At 70.1% G+C, this 15,941-nt stretch carries 19 protein-coding genes; 5 read left to right on the top strand and 14 right to left on the bottom strand.

Annotation, left to right across the window (positions count from 1 at the left end; genetic code table 11):
• Window positions 1-17: 17 nt before the first annotated feature.
• From ACFZ8E_RS20345 to ACFZ8E_RS20320, 6 genes are all read right to left on the bottom strand, one after another.
• Window positions 18-1,409 (bottom strand): ATP-binding protein, encoded by a 1,392-nt coding sequence (locus ACFZ8E_RS20345; protein ID WP_405043654.1) that lies wholly within the window; start codon window positions 1,407-1,409, stop codon window positions 18-20.
• Window positions 1,410-1,571: 162 nt separating this feature from the next.
• Window positions 1,572-1,781 (bottom strand): hypothetical protein, encoded by a 210-nt coding sequence (locus tag ACFZ8E_RS20340; RefSeq protein WP_147726911.1) that lies wholly within the window; start codon window positions 1,779-1,781, stop codon window positions 1,572-1,574.
• Between the two features lie 27 nt (window positions 1,782-1,808).
• A complete protein-coding gene (locus ACFZ8E_RS20335) occupies window positions 1,809-2,072 on the bottom strand; it encodes a hypothetical protein (protein WP_147726909.1) in 264 nt (87 codons plus the stop codon).
• Between the two features lie 275 nt (window positions 2,073-2,347).
• A complete protein-coding gene (locus tag ACFZ8E_RS20330) occupies window positions 2,348-2,548 on the bottom strand; it encodes a hypothetical protein (protein WP_147842575.1) in 201 nt (66 codons plus the stop codon).
• A 154-nt stretch (window positions 2,549-2,702) separates the two neighbouring features.
• Window positions 2,703-3,065 (bottom strand): DUF6481 family protein, encoded by a 363-nt coding sequence (locus ACFZ8E_RS20325; RefSeq protein ID WP_147726905.1) that lies wholly within the window; start codon window positions 3,063-3,065, stop codon window positions 2,703-2,705.
• A 228-nt stretch (window positions 3,066-3,293) separates the two neighbouring features.
• Window positions 3,294-3,503: a cold-shock protein gene (locus ACFZ8E_RS20320; protein WP_147726903.1), complete on the bottom strand. Its 210-nt coding sequence runs from the start codon at window positions 3,501-3,503 to the stop codon at window positions 3,294-3,296.
• 334 nt (window positions 3,504-3,837) lie between these two features.
• Here ACFZ8E_RS20320 and ACFZ8E_RS20315 point away from each other — a divergent pair, with 334 nt between their 5' ends.
• Window positions 3,838-4,059 (top strand): hypothetical protein, encoded by a 222-nt coding sequence (locus ACFZ8E_RS20315; RefSeq protein ID WP_405043653.1) that lies wholly within the window; start codon window positions 3,838-3,840, stop codon window positions 4,057-4,059.
• 110 nt (window positions 4,060-4,169) lie between these two features.
• On the opposite strand, the gene ACFZ8E_RS20310 is transcribed toward ACFZ8E_RS20315, so the two are convergent.
• The 4 genes from ACFZ8E_RS20310 to ACFZ8E_RS20295 all read right to left on the bottom strand — a co-directional run bounded on the left by ACFZ8E_RS20310 (window position 4,170) and on the right by ACFZ8E_RS20295 (window position 8,515).
• The gene (locus ACFZ8E_RS20310) at window positions 4,170-5,060 is read right to left on the bottom strand and encodes an ABC transporter permease (RefSeq protein WP_405043652.1); all 891 of its coding nucleotides are present in this window, start codon (window positions 5,058-5,060) and stop codon (window positions 4,170-4,172) included.
• 19 nt (window positions 5,061-5,079) lie between these two features.
• A complete protein-coding gene (locus ACFZ8E_RS20305) occupies window positions 5,080-6,021 on the bottom strand; it encodes an ABC transporter permease (RefSeq protein WP_244032961.1) in 942 nt (313 codons plus the stop codon).
• A 211-nt stretch (window positions 6,022-6,232) separates the two neighbouring features.
• Window positions 6,233-7,498: a PotD/PotF family extracellular solute-binding protein gene (locus ACFZ8E_RS20300; protein WP_244032962.1), complete on the bottom strand. Its 1,266-nt coding sequence runs from the start codon at window positions 7,496-7,498 to the stop codon at window positions 6,233-6,235.
• Between the two features lie 33 nt (window positions 7,499-7,531).
• A complete protein-coding gene (locus ACFZ8E_RS20295) occupies window positions 7,532-8,515 on the bottom strand; it encodes an ABC transporter ATP-binding protein (protein WP_147842578.1) in 984 nt (327 codons plus the stop codon).
• A 327-nt stretch (window positions 8,516-8,842) separates the two neighbouring features.
• On the opposite strand from ACFZ8E_RS20295, the gene ribH reads away from it, so the two are divergent.
• The 3 genes from ribH to thiL are packed head-to-tail and all read left to right on the top strand — an operon-like array spanning window position 8,843 to window position 10,818.
• Window positions 8,843-9,331 (top strand): 6,7-dimethyl-8-ribityllumazine synthase, encoded by a 489-nt coding sequence (gene ribH / locus ACFZ8E_RS20290; protein WP_244032963.1) that lies wholly within the window; start codon window positions 8,843-8,845, stop codon window positions 9,329-9,331.
• A 13-nt stretch (window positions 9,332-9,344) separates the two neighbouring features.
• Window positions 9,345-9,815, top strand: coding sequence for a transcription antitermination factor NusB (gene nusB / locus ACFZ8E_RS20285; RefSeq protein ID WP_405043651.1), 471 nt, complete (start codon window positions 9,345-9,347; stop codon window positions 9,813-9,815).
• A 7-nt stretch (window positions 9,816-9,822) separates the two neighbouring features.
• Complete coding sequence (gene thiL, locus ACFZ8E_RS20280) at window positions 9,823-10,818, top strand: thiamine-phosphate kinase (protein ID WP_244032964.1); 996 nt, start codon at window positions 9,823-9,825, stop codon at window positions 10,816-10,818.
• Here thiL and ACFZ8E_RS20275 read toward each other — a convergent pair.
• On the bottom strand, window positions 10,738-11,214 hold the full coding sequence (locus ACFZ8E_RS20275) for a hypothetical protein (protein ID WP_244032965.1): 477 nt from the start codon (window positions 11,212-11,214) through the stop codon (window positions 10,738-10,740). The two genes, thiL and ACFZ8E_RS20275, sit on opposite strands and share 81 nt — an antisense overlap.
• A 278-nt stretch (window positions 11,215-11,492) precedes the next feature.
• Here ACFZ8E_RS20275 and ACFZ8E_RS20270 point away from each other — a divergent pair, with 278 nt between their 5' ends.
• A complete protein-coding gene (locus tag ACFZ8E_RS20270) occupies window positions 11,493-13,640 on the top strand; it encodes a sodium-translocating pyrophosphatase (protein WP_147727576.1) in 2,148 nt (715 codons plus the stop codon).
• 176 nt (window positions 13,641-13,816) lie between these two features.
• Here ACFZ8E_RS20270 and ACFZ8E_RS20265 read toward each other — a convergent pair whose 3' ends face one another.
• The 3 genes from ACFZ8E_RS20265 to ACFZ8E_RS20255 all read right to left on the bottom strand — a co-directional run bounded on the left by ACFZ8E_RS20265 (window position 13,817) and on the right by ACFZ8E_RS20255 (window position 15,855).
• A complete protein-coding gene (locus ACFZ8E_RS20265; RefSeq protein WP_405043650.1) occupies window positions 13,817-14,662 on the bottom strand; it encodes a 23S rRNA (adenine(2030)-N(6))-methyltransferase RlmJ in 846 nt (281 codons plus the stop codon).
• Window positions 14,663-14,728: 66 nt separating this feature from the next.
• Window positions 14,729-15,391: a ribonuclease T2 family protein gene (locus ACFZ8E_RS20260; protein ID WP_147860168.1), complete on the bottom strand. Its 663-nt coding sequence runs from the start codon at window positions 15,389-15,391 to the stop codon at window positions 14,729-14,731.
• Window positions 15,388-15,855, bottom strand: coding sequence for a hypothetical protein (locus ACFZ8E_RS20255; RefSeq protein WP_405043649.1), 468 nt, complete (start codon window positions 15,853-15,855; stop codon window positions 15,388-15,390). Before ACFZ8E_RS20255 ends, ACFZ8E_RS20260 begins: the two co-directional genes overlap by 4 nt.
• Window positions 15,856-15,941: the final 86 nt, after the last annotated feature.

The raw sequence follows: 15,941 nt of genomic DNA, 5'->3' as shown, positions 1-15,941 counted from the left end.
CTCGGGCGGTGCCGCCGTCACGCCGGCACCCGCACCGTCGCCCGCAGGCCGCCGAGCGGGCTGTCGTGGAGCGAGACGTCGCCGCCATGGGCACGGGCGATGTCGCGGGCGATCGATAGGCCGAGGCCCGAGCCGCCGGCATCCTGCCGCGCATCGTCGAGGCGCACGAACGGCTTGAACACCTCCTCGCGGCTCTCGAGCGCGATGCCCGGGCCGTCGTCGTCGATCGAGACGAAGAACGCCCGCGCCTCGGCCCGGCCGGAGATCGCCACCGTCTCGCCGTAGCGCGCGGCGTTGGCGGCGAGGTTGAACAGGCAGCGCCGGAACGCGTCCGGCCGGACGGTGACCGAGGGCGACCCGGCCAGCTCGAAATCCGAGACCTGGGCGCCCAGGCGCTCGACGTCGGTGCGCAGGTCCTCCAGCAGGGCGCGCATGTCGGTCGGCGCCGCGTTCTCGGCCGAATCACCGCGGGCGAAGGCGAGGTAGCCTTCCAGCATCCGGCTCATCTCGTCGACGTCGCGCGAGAGCTCGTCGATCTCCGGGGTCTGCTCGATCAGGGCGAGCGAGAGGCGGAACCGGGTGATGATGGTGCGCAGGTCGTGGCTCACGCCGTTGAGCATCGTCGTGCGCTGCTCCATCGCCCGCTCGATGCGGCGCTTCATCTCGATGAAGGCGTGGCCGGCCTGGCGGACCTCGCGGGCGCCGCGGGGGCGGAACTCGATCTCGCGGCCCTTGCCGAAGCCCTCCGCCACCGCGGCCAGCCGCAGGATCGGCTTGATCTGGTTGCGCAGGAACAGGATCGCCACGCCGAGCAGCACCATCGACGAGCCGATCATCCAGACCAGGAAGATGTGCGAGTTCGAGGCGTAGGCCTGCGAGCGGCGGGCGGTGATGCGCATCACCCCGTCGGGGATCGCGACGCGGATCTCGATCAGGTTCGAGCGCCCGACGGTGTCGATCCAGAACGGCCGGCCGATCTGCCGCTTCAGCTCGTCCGACAGCGCCTCGTCGAGGATCGAGAAGAACGGCCGCGGCCCCGGCGGCGGGATCTTGGCCCCCTTCAGGATGTCGAGGTCGAGGTTCAGCCGCTCGCCAGCGATGCGCGAGAGCGTCTCGGCGTCCTTGTCCTGGGGATAGACCTCGTAGATGTCGATCAGGGCCGCGACGTCGGCGGTGACGGCCGAGGACAGGCGCTTGGTCACCAGCTGCCAGTGCCGCTCCATGAAGGTGTAGGCGATCACCGATTGCAGCAGCACCACCGGGGCGATGATGATGATCAGCGAGCGGGCATAGAGCCCCTTCGGCAGCAGGTCGCCGATGGCGCGGGCGAGCCGCTTCCACAGGGTGCGCGGGCCGCCCAGCCGGCGCTGGGCCGGGCGACGCACGGTCGTGAGGTCCGGCGCGGTCATGCCGGGCACCGTGCGGGGCGGGGTGCTGTCGTGCCGGGGAATGTCGGGGCCGGCGGGAGGCGGCGCATCGGGCGAAGGTCCGGGCGGAGGCCCCGGAAGCGGGACGTCCGTCTTATGCCACTGCCGACGCGCCGCTCCAACGCGCGCTCGGTCCGACGCCGATCAGGATGCCGGCGCCGAGCAGCACGAGGCGGCCGTCAGGCCGTCCTCGCGCACCTCGTGCGTACCGGCCTCGGTGCTGCGGATCCGATAATTCGGCGCGCCCGCCTCGGCCGGCAACAGGCCGATCACCTCGAAGATGCGGTTGCCGTTTCGCGCCGCCGCGAGGTCGCGGCGACGCACGAGCTGCCCGAGATGAAACTTGTGGCCCATGTCGTGCTCTCCCACTGTCGCGCTCCCTTACGCGACGCGGGGCGGCTTCGGTTTCGCTTCGGGGATCGGCGAACGCGAGAGACTGAGGATCGTCCGCTGCGGACGCCCTGACTTCTGGGCGATCTCCTCGTCCTGTGCCGAGATCACCTCGCGGGCCGGCTCGTCGCCGTCGAGACCACCGAGGATCTCCATCGGGACGCGGCGGTTCGAGGCTTGCGAACCGTCCTCGTAGACCACGTCGAACAGCACGGAGCCTCGCTCCTGCGGCCTTTGCCTGGTGCGCTTACTCATTGCCTGCTTGGGGTTGGGGTCAACGTGAAACGCCGCCCAGGGATGGAACGGCTCCCGATCGATGGGCGGACCGGGGCGGGAGACGCCACCCGGCCCGTCAGCGGGAGCCGCATGCGGCTGGCGAGAAGGGCCTCGGCCGGCATCGAGGCTGAGATGGCGCAGGTCCGCGCGTTTGGCAACGCACGGCACGTCCGCGCGCCTTGCAGACGTCCGCGCGCGAGAAGCCGAAGGCGTTGGGGCCGTGTGCGGCGACCGCTCGCAGCCGCCGTGGCGCATCAGCCGGCGAGGGAGAGCTCGCTCTCGTTGGCGGCGCGCTCGCCGGCCGAGGACTTGATCCGGTAGCAGGGCTCGCCGGTCCGGTCCTCGGGCATCAGGCGGACGATCTCGCACAGCAGGCCCGAGGCATCGTCCTTGACGGAGCCGAAGCCGCCGCGCGACTGACGGACACGCTGGCCGAGCTTGAACTTGTGGGACATCGTACATCACTCCTGATCGCCGCGACGCCGGCTGCCGGACCCGGGGCGGGTGCGACGTTCGAAGTGACGGATTCGGCTGGGTCGGGTGGCGCCGGCCCGCCCGCCGCGGCCTGAGCCGCGTCGGTCGGATCGCCGCCGGGGCTCGGCTGCGGGCCTACTTGCGCGCGCGCAGCTTGCGCGCCGCGAAGCGGGCGTCGCGTGCCTCTTTCTGCTCGGCGGCCAGGGCGGCCTGACGCTCGGCCTTCTCGGCGGCGATGCGCAGCACCTCGGCAGCCTCGAACTCGCGCTGGGCCTTCGCCTCGGCGACGCGCTGGATCTCGGCGGCGACCCGGGCGGCCTCGCGCTCCTTGTTGCGCTCCTCGCGGGCCTCGATCACGGCCTGACGCTCGGCCTGGCGGGCGACGACGGCGGGATCATCGGCGGCCGGCCGCGAACGATAGCGCGCCAGCATCGCTTCCCGCGCCTTCGCAGCGGTCTCGAGCCGGTCGGAGAACTGGTTGTCCTTGGATTGATTCACACAAGATCCTTATGCGCCACCGGCCCCATGCCGGCTGCGGTCAAACAGGTCGGACCGAATCGCAAGGCTCGCGGCCCATGACGCTCGGCGGATGGCGGGCGCCCCGCCGTGGCGGGACGCGGTCGGCGATGAGGCTCGCTCATCGCGATTCGGTCGCAACGCTCCGAAAACGCGCGAAGCCGTCCCGGGTGGGACGGCTTCGACGACGATCCGAGGCGAACTCGGTGCTCAGGCGGCCTGGAGGCTGCCGGCGGACTGCTTGCCGCTACGACGATCGGTCTCCATCTCGTAGGAGATCTTCTGGCCTTCGGTCAGGCCGCGCATTCCGGCGCGCTCCACAGCCGAGATGTGCACGAAGACGTCCTTGCCGCCGTCATCCGGCTGGATGAAGCCGAAGCCCTTCTGATCGTTGAACCACTTGACGGTGCCGGTGCTCATAGAAAATTCCGTATCTTATCAGTCGTCATAATTCGACCGGCGCATGTGAATCACGCGCCAGGTCGCGGGTCGTCGAAATGTGGGAGAAAATCAGCGCACGTCCATTACGGACGGAACGGCCGGATATCTGGCCAGAGATCGATGTTGTACTTTTTGCACACTCGGCGACATTTAGCAAACACCGCGTGCGACAAACACGAAAGCGCGCGTCTCGATCCGAGAACCGCACGGTGGGTCGACGGCAAATCGTTCGGCGGGAATGCGGGAAAGCGTGCTAGGCTCGGGTCATGCCCGCCACGCGCTCGTGCGGACGGTCTCTTCCTTCGAGGTGGACATGGCGCGCATCCCCGAGACCGGTGACTCCTCCGTCGTTTCGATGGCGGAATACGACAAGCGCGCCAAGCGGATCTCCGGAAACACGAGCGAGATCGCCGAGGACCTGAAGAAGAGCCGCCAGGCGACGAGCCTTCGCCTGATCGAGACCGCCGAGCGCAAGGCCTCGACCCCGCGCCTGACGCTCGTCGGCTCCGGCGAGGAGCCGCCCGGCACCGACTGATTGGCTCTTGGCGCGGTCGGAGCGGCCGGACGTATCATCAAGCCCGCGCGTCGCGTTCGCGGGGGCTGAACGTACGATCCCGAAGGCATCGCGCAATCGCGGACGAGCCGCTACCGCAGCGCCAGGCTGCGGCGGGCTCGGCGGCGCTGCAACCACAGGCTCGCCGCGAGCGCCGTGCCGATCACGACGGCCGACACCGCCGTCGTCAGGCTTCCCAGCGCGTAGATCTCCGGCGTCGTCACCGTGGTGGTGAGACCCTGGAGCTCGAGCGGCAGGGTGTTGCGCCCGCCGATCGCCTGGCTGGTGCGGGCGAGCTCGTCGAAGGACAGGGTGAAGCCGAACAGGGCGACGCCGACCAGGGCCGGCGCCAGGATCGGGACCACGACGTGGCGCAGCGTCTGCGCTCCGGTTGCGCCGAGGTCGCGGGCGGCCTCCTCGTAGGCCGGATCGAACCGGTTGAAGACCGCGAACATGATGAGAAGGCCGAAGGGCAGCGTCCAGGTCAGGTGCGCCCCGAGCGCCGAGGTGTAGAGCCCCATGGCGGTGCCGTGGTCCTGCAGCCATCCCCAGCCGGTGGCGGCCGCCAAAGCGTTGATCGCGTCGTCGACCAGACGGAACTCGAGGCCGATCCCGAGGGAGACCACGATCGAGGGCACGATCAGGCTGGCGACCGCGATGGCGAACAGGGCGTTGGCGCCGCGAAAGCCCTTGCGGAAGGCGAGGCCCGCGAAGAACGCCAGGACGACGGTGAGCGCCATCACCACGAAGCCGAGGCGGAGCGAGCGCCCGAACGCCGCCCAGATGTCGACGATGCCGCCGCCGGCCCAGAGCTTGGCGAACCAGTGCGTCGAGACGCCGTTCATCGGAAACGTCAGGCCGCCCTGCGGACCCTGGAAGCTCAGCGCCAGGATCGTCAGGGTCGGGCCGTAGAGGAACAGCACGTAGAGCGCAAAGAACGCGGCCAGCGCGGCGAAGGCCAGGCCTCGGGGACGATCGCTCACGCCGAAGGCTCCGTCATGGTCAGAGTTCCCGCCGCAGGTCGATCACCCGGGTGAGCCCGAGGATCATCATCAGCACGGCGGCGAGCAGCACCACGGCGTTGGCGGCCGCGGCCGGGAACTGCAGGTACGACATCTGCACCTGGATCACCTTGCCGACCGACGCGATCTGCTGGCCGCCCATCACCCCGACGGTGACGAAGTCGCCCATCACGAGGGTGAGCACGAAGATCGTCCCGATGGCGATGCCCGGCTTGCACAGGGGAACGATCACGCTCCACAGCGTCTGCCACCCCGTGGCCCCGGCATCGTAGGCCGCCTCGATCAGCGATCGGTCGATCCGCGCCATGCTGTTGAAGATCGGCACGATCATGAAGACCGTGTAGAGGTGCACGAAAGCCAAGGTCACCGAGAAGTCCGAGTACAGCAGACCCTCGATCGGGCTCCCGATCACGCCCATCCCCTGCAGGGTGTCGTTGACGAGGCCGTTGCGCCCGAGCAGCGGGATCCACGAGATCATGCGGATCACGTTCGAGGTCCAGAACGGGATCGTGCACAGCAGGAACAGCCCCATCTGCACGGTGCGCGAGCGGACGTGGAAGGCGAGGAAGTACGCGACCGGGAACCCGATCAGCAGCGTGAAGGCCAGCGTCAGCGCGCAGAACTTGAGAGTCGAGAGATAGGTCCGCGCCGTGGTGCACGGGTCGGCGAGGTTGCCGCAGCCCTCGAACACGTCGCGGTAGTTCTGCAGCGTGAAGGCCGGGATGATCTCGTACTCGTTGTACTCCCAAAAGCTGACCATCAGCGTCAGCAGGAGCGGGATCGCGAGGAAGACCAGGAACACCAGCGCCATCGGCGCGGCCTGGAGATAGGCGAGGGGCCGCCGGCGGCGGGCCGGGGCGGCCTCGGCCCGAACCGAATTCGCCGGCACGTCGGCGAGGGCGGGAAGCGCAACGTTGCTCATCGCGAGCCCTCCGACCGATGCAGCGGGCGCCGTTCCCTTCCGCGTCCGCGGGCGACCGGTTCCACGGCGCCTGTCCTCGAATCGCGGGTTCCCTCTCCCGTTCGGGAGAGGGGGCAGGGCGGTGCTTCGAACGATCCATGCATAGGCGAAATGCCGAAGTGCGTGAGCACCATGGCCTCGGCGAACGAAGGGCGCGGCGCAGCCATCGTCCTCACGCCGCGATGAACTCGTTCCACTTGCGGACCATGTAGGTGTTCTCGTCCATGACCGCGTTCCAGCAGGCGACCGCGCCCATGCGGGCCTCGAAGGCGCCGCCGTCGCGGGTGGCGCCGGCCTTCTCGAGCAGGCCGCCGTCGGGGCCATGGATGTCCTTCTCGGCGGGCTTGCCCTCCATCCAGTAGGCCCACTCGTACGGCTCCATCTGGGTCTTGGCGGTCTCGGGCACGGCGGAATAGTAGCCCTGGCGGTTGAGGTAGGCGCCGGCCCAGCCGGAAAGGAACCAGTTGACGAAGTCGTAGGCCGCGTCGAGCTTGCGGCCGGTCAGCGTCTTCGGCAGGCCGAAGCCCGTGGCCCAGGCGCGGTAGCCTTCCTTCAGCGGCTGATAGGTGCAGGCGACCCCCTGCGTGCGCACCTTGGTGACGGCGGGCGACCACATCGACTGGATCACCGTCTCGCCGGACGCCATCAGGTTCACGGATTCGTTGAAGTCCTGCCAAAAGGCGCGGAACTGGCCGGCGCGCTTGGCCTCGATCAGCAGCTTGATCGTGCGGTCGATCTCCGCCTTCGTCATGTTGCCCTTGTCGGCGTAGGTGTAGTCGCCGGTGGCCTCCACCACCATCGCCGCGTCCATGATGCCGATGGAGGGGATGTTGAGAATCGAGGCGCGGCCCTTGAACTCGGGGTTCAGCAGCTCCTTCCAGCTGGTGATCGGGCGCTTGATCAGGTCCGGGCGGATGCCGAGCGTGTCGGCGTTGTAGGTCGTCGGGATCAGGGTGATCCACTCGGTCGGCGATGACGCGAAGGTCTTGCCCGTCTGGCCTTCGAGGTAGAACACCTTCTTCGGCGCGGTGCCCTGGTCGCCGATCGCCTTGCCGGCGATCTCACCCTTGGTGAAGATCGGGGTGATCTTGTCGGCGTTCTTGATCCGGCGCGCATCCATGCCGAGGATGTTGCCCGAGGGGACGATCTTCTTCAGACTGAAGAACTCGGTGTCGATCAGGTCGAAGGAGTTCGGCTGCGTCACCGCGCGCTTCGTCACCTCGTCGGTGACGACCGGGATGTACTCGATCGTGATCCCGAGATCCTCCTTCACCTTCCGGGCGATGTCGCCGGACTGGTTCACGGCGGTGCCGAGGTAGCGCAGCGTCACCGGCTCGGCCGCGTGGACGGCGGGAAATCCGGTGATCGGCCCGGCCGCGAGGGCGGTGCCGGCTCCCTGGAGCAGCGTGCGCCGCGTGAATCTGATGCCGTTGGTCATCGTCGTCCCTTTCTTTTCTTGATGCCGGTCGCCTCAGGCGTCGAGGCGGTGCGCGGCGGCGGGGTCCCAGCCGAGCGCCACGCGGTCGCCCGGCGCCAGCGGGCGGCCGGCGAAGGTCGCGTCGTCGACGACCGCGCTCAGCCCGCCCGGCTCGGTCATCCCGTCCGCCTCGAGCGCCACCTGCACGCTGGCGCCCTGGTACTCGACCGCGAGGACGCGGGCCTGCACGGCGCCGTCGCCGGCCTCGGCCCCGAGCCGCATCCGGTCGGCGCGCACCGCGACCTTGCCCTCGGGCAGGGCGATGACGTTGTGGCCGCCGATGAAGCGGGCGACGAAGGCCGAGGCCGGCCGCTCGAACACCGTGCGCGGGTCGCCGGCCTGCTCGATCTTGCCGCCGTTCATCACCACGACGAGGTCGGAGAGCGCCATCGCCTCCTCCTGGCTGTGGGTGACGTGGATGAAGGTGAGGCCGAGCTCGGCCTGGATGCGCTTGAGCTCCACCCGCATCCGCACCCGGAGGAACGGGTCGAGGGCCGAAAGCGGCTCGTCGAGGAGCAGCACCTTCGGTCCGGTGACCAGCGCGCGGGCGAGCGCCACGCGCTGCTGCTGCCCGCCCGAGAGCTGCGCCGGAAGCCGGTCGGCGAGGTGCCCCATCTGCACGAGGTCGAGCATCGCGTCGGCCTTGGCGCGGCGCTCGGCCTTCGCGACGCCGCGCATCCTGAGCGAGAACGCGACGTTGTCCCGGCAGGTCAGGTGCGGGAACAGCGCGTAGCTCTGGAACATCATCGCCGTGCCGCGCTCCGCGGGCGGCGCGTCACCGACGGCACGCGGGCCGATCACGACCTCGCCGGCGCTGACCGCCTCGTGGCCGCCGATCATCCGCAGCGTCGTGGTCTTGCCGCAGCCCGACGGGCCGAGCAGGCAGCAATAGGCGCCCGACGGGATTTTCAGGTCGATCGCATCGACGGCGAGGGTCGCGCCGTAGCGCTTGGTCAGCCCGATCAGCTCGACGTTCATGCGGTTCCTTCGCCCGGCACCCCTGCGGCGAAACCGGGGAGCAAGCCGCGGGCCATCCCGGCCACGCCGATGCCGGGAAAACGATGCGCCGCCTGCCGCGTCGCGCTCGGGCCCGGAGAATCGGGCATATGCACTCGGCGCATGGACCCGGGCGCATGGAAGCGATGCCCTGCCCGCAGGCGGCCCCGTGCGGGCGCGCTTGTGGCGGCGGCCGCTTCGGTCTAACCCTCGCTGCCCCGAACACCCTGGATGCGAGACGGCCGGAGACGGCGCGTCGGTCAGCGCCCGCCGCCCGCGCGGCGGGTCCGCCGGAGTCCCACGAGTCCCATGTACATCGAACGCAAGGACGCGCCCGCGTCCCCGAAAACGCCCGGCGCCCGGGTCCTCGTGGTCGAGGCGCGCTTCTACGACGGCCTGTCCGACGACCTGCTCGAAGGCGCCCGCGCCGCCATCGCGGCGGCCGAGGCCGAGGCGACGGTCGTGACGGTGCCGGGCGCGCTCGAGATTCCGGCGACGGTGGCGATCCTACTCGCAGCGGCCGAGACGGCCGGCACGCCCTACGACGCCGTGGTGGCTCTGGGCTGCGTCATCCGCGGCGAGACCGGGCATTACGACATCGTCGCCGGCGAGAGCGCGCGCGCGCTGATGGACCTGTCCGTCGACCTGTGCCTGCCGCTCGGCAACGGCATCCTGACGGTGGAGAACGAGGCGCAGGCCCAAGCCCGTGCCCGCGTCTCCGAGATGAACAAGGGCGGCGGCGCGGCCGAGGCGGCACTCGCGGTGCTGGCGCTCAAGCGCGCGGCCGCCGCTGCATGAGAGCCTGACGATCATGACCAAGATCAATCCGCGCAGCGGCGCCCGGCTCTCCGTGGTGCAGGCGCTCTACGACATGGAGATCTCCGGCAAGGGCGTGCTCGACGCGCTCGCCGAGTTCGAGAACTTCTGGCTCGGCAAGGAGATCGATGGCGTGCTGCACCCGGCGGCCGAGCCGGCCTTCTTCCGCGACCTGCTGCGCGGCGTGGTGGAGGAGCAGCGCGCGATCGATCCGCAGATCGACCAGGCGCTGAGCCAGGGCTGGCCGCTCAAGCGCATCGAGGTGGTGCTGCGCGCCATCCTGCGCGCCGGCACCTACGAGCTGATGTTCCGCCGCGACGTTCCGGCCCGTGCCGCCATCTCGGAATACGTCGACGTCGCCCACAGCTTCTACACCGGCGACGAGCCGGGCATGGTCAACGCCGTCCTCGACAAGGTCGCGCGCCAGACCCGCGCGGCGGAACTGGCCGGCGCCAAGCAGGGGTGAGCGTCCGGTGAGCGCATCGCGCCCGACCGAGGACGCGCTGATCGCGCGCTACTTCGCGCCGCTCGCCGGCCCCGGCGCCGATGGCCTGCGCGACGATGCGGCGAGCCTCGCGCCGAGCCCCGGCCACGACCTCGTGCTCACCGCCGACGCGATCGTCTCCGGCGTCCATTACTTTCCCGACGACCCGCCCGGCTCGCTCGCGCGCAAGGCGCTCGGGGTGAACCTCTCCGACATCGCCGCCAAGGGCGCCGCGCCGCGCGGCTTCCTGCTCACGCTGGCTTTGCCGGCGGACTGGACCGAGGCGTGGCTCGCCGCCTTCGCCGAAGGGCTCGGGCAGGCGAGCCGGGCGTCCGGCTGCCCGCTGCTCGGCGGCGACACGGTGCGGTCGGGCGGTCCGGCGCTGATCGGCATCACCGCGATCGGCGAAGTCCCCGCGGGGCGCATCGTGCGCCGTACCACGGCGCGGGTCGGCGACCGGATCTGCGTCAGCGGCACCATCGGCGACGCGGCGCTCGGCCTGCGGATGCGGCTCAAGCCGGATGCCGAATGGGTCCGGGCGCTCGATGGCGCATCGCGCAGCCATCTGGCCGACCGCTACCTGCACCCGCGGCCGCGGCTGGCCCTCGCCGACGCGGTGCTGCGCTTCGCGACCGCGGCGATGGACGTGTCCGACGGGCTCGCCGGCGACCTCGCCAAGATGCTGGCCGGTGCCGGCGCGACGGCGACGATCGACACCGCGGCGCTCCCGCTGTCGCAAGCCGCCGCCCGCGTCGTCGATGGGAGGCCCGACCTCCTCGACGTCGCCGTCACCGGCGGCGACGATTACGAGATCCTCTGCACCGTGGCGCCCGACGACCTCGACGCGTTCCGCCAGGCGGCCTCGCTCGCGGGCGTGCCGGTCGCGGTCCTCGGCACCGTCGCCTCAGGCAGCGGACGGCCCGGCTTTCAAGGTGTCGACGGAGCCACGCGCGTTTTCGCGGCGGGCGCGTTCAGCCATTTCTGAAAAGGTCTCGGAGATCGTCCGGGCCTGAGGCGCCGCGTCGTGCGGCGAGCCCTCGGGCTCGCGGCCGAGCTGGCGCCGGACGTCGTCGATCAGGGTGGCGGCGATGATCGGCGTCCAATGGGCGAGTTCGGCCCGCTGCACCGCCGTGCCGCCGGGATGCGCATCGTCCCGCTCCGCCGGGGCGGAGAGCGAGCGCTGGAGGACCTGAAGCAGCGCGCCGTGCACGGACGGCGGCTGCATGCTGACACGTTCCGCCACCAGGAACTGCACCGCGTTCGTCAGCACCTCGATCGTCGCTGCGAGCTTCACCACCTGATCGCCACTCATCGTCGAGCACCCTTCGTTGATGCAACCGAAGGTAGTGTTCGTCATGGTTAACGGCCGGTAAACGTGCATCCCGCCGCGCGTCGCGGGGTCCGGATCGGACCACGCGCAAAACCCGGCCAACGATGAGCGGGCAGGCCGCAAATCAGAATTCAATGCTCATTGCTGCGTTGCAGCAAGATCTCGTGTCGAAATACAAAAGTGGCGTTTGCGCTCGACCGCGAAGTTTGGCAATCAAGTCTCGCACTTCTGGGAAGGAATGCCGAATCCGAGCCGTTCGTCCGGGCCCAAGGGCCAAGCTCGACAACATCAAGCCGACGCCAGGCATCACGAGAACAAGGGACGGGTGCATGACCGCTTTGCTGCTGATCATCCTGGGCGGGCTGTGCGCCGTCGCCTACGGCATCGTGACGATCAACGACGTGATGAGACGGGACGCCGGCACGCAGCGCATGCAGGAGATCGCCGCCGCGATCGCCGAGGGCGCGCAGGCCTACCTCAAGCGCCAATACGCCACCATCGGCCTCGTCGGCGTCGTGCTGTTCGCGGCTTTGGCCTTCTTCCTCGGGATCAAGGTCGCCATCGGCTTCCTCATCGGCGCGGTCCTGTCCGGGGCGGCCGGCTTCATCGGCATGAACGTCTCGGTGCGTGCCAACGTGCGCACGGCGCAGGCGGCCTCGACGTCGCTCGGCGGCGGCCTCGAGGTCGCGTTCAAATCGGGCGCCGTAACCGGCATGCTGGTCGCGGGGCTCGCGCTGCTCGGCGTCGCCTTCTACTACCTTTATCTCACCCGCGGGGCCGGCCTGCCGCCGGCCAGCCGCGAGGTCATCGACGCGCTCGTCGCGCTCGGCTTCGGCGCCTCGCTGATCTCGATCTTCGCCCGCCTCGGCGGCGGCATCTTCACCAAGGGCGCCGACGTCGGCGGCGACCTCGTCGGCAAGGTCGAGGCGGGGATCCCGGAGGACGACCCGCGCAACCCCGCCACCATCGCCGACAACGTCGGCGACAACGTCGGCGATTGCGCCGGCATGGCGGCCGACCTGTTCGAGACCTACGCCGTCACCGTCGTTGCCACGATGGTGCTCGCGGCGATCTTCTTCGGCGGGCAGGTCGACGTCGCGGGCCGCAACGTGCTCGAGGCGATGATGATCTATCCGCTCGCCATCGGCTCGGCCTGCATCCTCACCTCGATCGCCGGCACCTACGCCGTGCGGCTCGGGTCGAACCAGTCGATCATGGGGGCACTGTACAAGGGCCTGATCACCGCGGGCGTGCTCTCGGTCGGGGCCATCGCCGCCGTCAACCTCGCCCTGTTCGGCGGTTTCGCGACGCGCTTCACCACCTCCACCGGCGTCAGCTTCACGTCGGGCGGCCTGCTCGGCTGCGCGGTGATCGGCCTCGCGATCACCGCGCTGATCGTGGTCATCACCGAGTACTACACCGGCACGAACTTCCGCCCGGTGAAGTCGATCGCCGACGCCTCGGTCACCGGGCACGGCACCAACGTGATCCAGGGCCTCGCGGTCTCGCTCGAATCGACCGCGCTTCCGGCCCTCGTGATCGTCGGCGGCATTATCTCCACCTATGCGCTGGCGGGGCTGTTCGGCATCGCCATCGCGGTCACGGCGATGCTGGCGCTCGCCGGCTTCATCGTGGCGCTCGACGCCTTCGGCCCGGTCACCGACAACGCCGGCGGCATCGCCGAGATGGCGGGCCTGCCCTCCGAGGTCCGCAAGTCCACCGACGCCCTCGACGCCGTCGGCAACACCACCAAGGCGGTCACCAAGGGCTACGCGATCGGCTCGGCCGGCCTCGGGGCGCTGGTGCTGTTCGCCGCCTACACCTCGGACCTCGACTACTTCATCGCCAACGCCAGCGACACGCAGTACCGCTTCTTCAAGGGCGTCACGGTCGATTTCTCGCTGTCCAACCCCTACGTCGTCGTCGGCCTGCTGATCGGGGGGCTGATCCCGTTCCTGTTCGCCGGCATGGCGATGACGGCCGTGGGCCGGGCGGCCGGCGCCGTGGTCGAGGAGGTCCGCCGCCAGTTCCGGGAGAAGCCGGGGATCATGGCCGGCACCGACCGGCCGGATTACGGCCGCGCCGTCGACATGCTGACGCGGGCGGCGATCCGCGAGATGATCGTGCCCTCGCTGCTGCCGGTGCTGATGCCGATCGTGCTGTTCTTCGCGATCCAGCTCGTCGCGGGCAAGTCCCAGGCCTTCGCCACGGTCGGCGCGAGCCTGCTCGGCGTGATCCTTACCGGCCTCTACGTGGCGATCTCGATGACCTCGGGCGGCGGCGCCTGGGACAACGCGAAGAAGTACATCGAGGACGGCCATCACGGCGGCAAGGGCTCGGACGCGCACAAGGCGGCCGTCACCGGCGATACCGTCGGCGACCCCTACAAGGACACCGCCGGCCCCGCGGTGAACCCGGCAATCAAGATCACCAACATCATCGCATTGCTGCTGCTGGCGATCCTGGCGCATGCGTGAGGTCGATGCCGGTCGATCCCATCTTCCTCCTCATCCTGAGGTAGCCGCGCGATCGGTCCTCAAAGGAGGCCTCCGGACCGCTCGGCGGCCTCTGGAGGGCGCCTTGGAGGGTTCCGCGTCGCTGCGGCACCTCGGGATGAGGTGTGGTCTCGGATGCGGGGCGGATCCGACGGACTTCAAGCAACCGTCCCGATCGCCTCGCAGCGAAACGCGCCGTACGCGCCGCGGGCCAGGCGCTCGGCCAGGGCCGGCATGAACAGCGCGGCTTCCTCCGCCAGGCGCCAGGGCGGGTTGACCACGATCAGGCCGTTGCCGGTGAGCCGCGTGTCGTCGGGCCGGTCGATCATGAGGTCGAGGCGGAGCGCCGGGCGGGTCAGGGCGCCGTTTAGCGCGGCGACCATGCGGTCGACGGCGGCGAGGTTTTTGATCGGGTACCAGGCCAGGAACACGCCGGTCGGCCACTTCGCCACCGCCCGGGCCAGATGGGCGCCGAGCCGGTCGACCTCGCCCGGCACCTCGTAGGGCGGGTCGATCAGGACGAGCCCGCGGCGCTCGGGCGGCGGGATCATCGCGTTGAGGGCGGTCCAGCCGTCAAGGTGCAGCACCTTGGTGCGGGCGTGACCGTTGAAGCGCTCGCGCAGCACCGCGTGGTCCTCGGGATGCAGCTCGACGAACACGCCCTGGTCCTCGGCCCGCAGGAACTCGCGGATCAGCGCCGGCGAGCCGGGATAGGTGGTGGCGCCGTGGCGCGCCCGGACCGCGGCGACCGCGGCGCGGTAGGGGGCAAGCAGATCCTCCACGGCCTGCGGAAACGGGTCGTCGAGGCGTCCCCAGCCGTCGACCCACTCGGCGGTGCGCCCGGCCTCTTCGGCGGTGAGGTCGTAGAAGCCGAGGCCCGCATGGGTGTCGATCGCCCGATAGGGCGCCGGCTTGAGGCCGAGATGCGCGAGCACCCGCGTCAGCACAAGGTGCTTGAGCACGTCCGCGAAGTTGCCGGCATGGAAGGCGTGGCGATAGTTCATGACGGACGATCAAGCGGATCCGGCGGCCCGGGTCCAGCCGTCGGACCCCGAATCCGCCGAAAAGGCTCAGCGCGCGGCGCCGACCGTGATCTCGGGCGCGCGGCAATTGCCGCGCGCGACCTCCGGGCAGGCGGCGAACCCGCGCAGGTCCTTGGTGAAGCAGATCCGCACGTCCTGGAGCTGCCCGCGGGCGCAGGACACCGCCATCATGTCCGGCCGCAAGCCGGGGTTCGCGGTCACGAACTGCCGCGCGATCTCGATCGGCGCCAGGCGGCGCTCCGAACCCGAGGTCTTGAGGTCGTCGGGGATGGTCACCGCCAGGCGCGCCGTGCGGGCGGCGTTGAAGTAGGCGGTCGGGTCGAGGCCGGAGCAGGTGCCGTGCTTGCGCCACTCGTAGCGGGCGAGCCCCTCGCTCGGGTAGACCTGGCCGGCGACCTCCATGGCCTGCGGCGTCGGCGAGCGCTGCACGGCCGAGCAGTTCTGCGGGTAGCCGCGGGTGTATTGCGGCCACAGCCCGTGCACGACGAAGCCGAGGCCGCGCCCGGCGGCGCATTGGCGGTCGTCGCGCTGGCCGGCGGTCTCGCAGTAGGTCGGGGACCAGGACAGGGCCAGGACGTAGAAGTCGAAGCCGCCGGGCGTGTCGTTGCCGCGGCCGAAGCCGCCGTAATCCTGCGCCTGCGCGCTTCCGGCGGCCAGCAGGGCCGCCAGGGCGAGGCCGGCACGCGTCACGGGCGCGCCATGCGGCAGGCGGTGGCGTAGGCGTAGCTCAGGTCGCGGTCGAGGCCGTGGACGCAGAGCTCGACGCCCCAGGTCGCGCCGATGATGCCGAGGCTCTCGCGCACGGAGTAGTCGACCTTGCGGCGGACGCCGTCCGAGGTGGTCGCGGTCGCGGTGCAGAATCGACGTGGGATGAAATCGAGGCCCCACGGTCGCCACGCCGTCCGCTCGATCGTGTCGTAGGCTACGATCGTCAGGGACGAGTTCCAGAACTTCGCCTCCTTCTCGGCGAACTGCGTCGAGACCTTCTCCAGCACGCTCGAATCCTGGCAAGCCGGGATGTTGGCGTCGAAGGGGAAGGCGCGCTCCTCGGAAGGCTCGATGTCCTCCCGCGCCGAGCGGGCGAAGGCCGGCTGCAGGCAGCCGGCGAGGATGAGGCCGACGCCCAAAGCGACGGAGAGGGCGTTCAAGCGCATGGCGGGTGCTTTCCGCGTGTTGTCCTGCATCCGGGGACGATGGCCCGGGGCACGCTCAAGTCAAGCCGGACGACCCGTCCGGCCAC

Origin of the sequence: Methylobacterium sp. HMF5984, from assembly GCF_045033435.1 — a bacterium.
Lineage (GTDB): Bacteria > Pseudomonadota > Alphaproteobacteria > Rhizobiales > Beijerinckiaceae > Methylobacterium.
Note: the sequence above shows the minus strand (reverse complement) of the source record. Positions and strands in the feature narration are given on the sequence as shown.